Origin of the sequence: Desulfamplus magnetovallimortis, assembly GCF_900170035.1 — a bacterium.
In the GTDB taxonomy this organism is placed as follows: domain Bacteria; phylum Desulfobacterota; class Desulfobacteria; order Desulfobacterales; family Desulfobacteraceae; genus Desulfamplus; species Desulfamplus magnetovallimortis.
This window is the reverse complement of sequence record NZ_LT828607.1, coordinates 1-923: the sequence shown is the minus strand read 5'-3', so window position 1 is coordinate 923 and position 923 is coordinate 1. Positions and strand designations below refer to the sequence as shown.

The window sequence follows — 923 nt, the reverse complement described above, 5'->3', positions numbered from 1 at the left end:
AGATTTCAAACGACCACGGGCACATTCCACCAGCTCTTTGATTGGACGGCCATCAATCAAACCATCAATCATCTCTTGCGCAGAGATACCATTGATGTCGCTGACTACCCCGCCCAGGCGAATACCGGCATCATCAAGTATTTTATGAAGCCGATTTTTTTCCGCAGCCAACATATCTTTAACCTTCATTCTTTGACGACCTATCAGACGCAGTTCGCGCAAGTCTTTGGGGGGAATGAAGCTTGGCTTCAAGAGACCGGCCCTGCCGAGGACAGCAAGCCACTCGCTGTCCATTACATCTGTTTTTCGACCCGGGACATTCTTGACATGTCTCGCGTTTACGACATAGGTCTTGATTCCGGCCTTTTCAAGAACATCGTAAACACTTTTCCAGAAAATGCCGGTACTTTCCATTATCACCAACTCAACTTCGTGATTTATGAGCCAGCGGCAAAGCTGACGGCGGTGTTTCCTGAATGTACCGAATTCCCGGGTCTCTTTTTGGAACGTACCATCTGCCTGCTCCACCAATACGGTTGCGACAATAATCATCTTATGGATGTCTAGCCCGGCACAACGTTTGACGATCGGTTCTAAATCCGACATAATACACCTCCAAGCGAATTTCGGGTTGATCGTAAATTTTTGCAGGGGTAGGTCAAAATTTTGAAAAATCCATACACTTAAACAGTGCAGGCCATTTTACCGTACGTTCAATATACGCAACCAAATTGACTGAGGTGCGTATATGAAACAATCGGGGGTACGAATCAAAATTCCTGTTCAGTTTACTCATCAGGGTATAATAAGCCACTATAAAAAAACTCGAACAATGGGCCTACCCGAAGCAAAAACATATAGGGTATAGTAAGCATTATTTCATGTTTTTCATCCTCGGGGGTGACGGAATCGAGCCATGAGGG

1 protein-coding gene is annotated in these 923 nt (G+C 45.5%); it reads right to left on the bottom strand.

Annotated elements, in window-relative coordinates:
• Positions 1–606 (bottom strand): IS110 family transposase (locus MTBBW1_RS27225; RefSeq protein WP_139786942.1); only part of this gene is annotated, 606 nt, incomplete at its 3' end.
• Positions 607–923 lie beyond the last annotated feature (317 nt).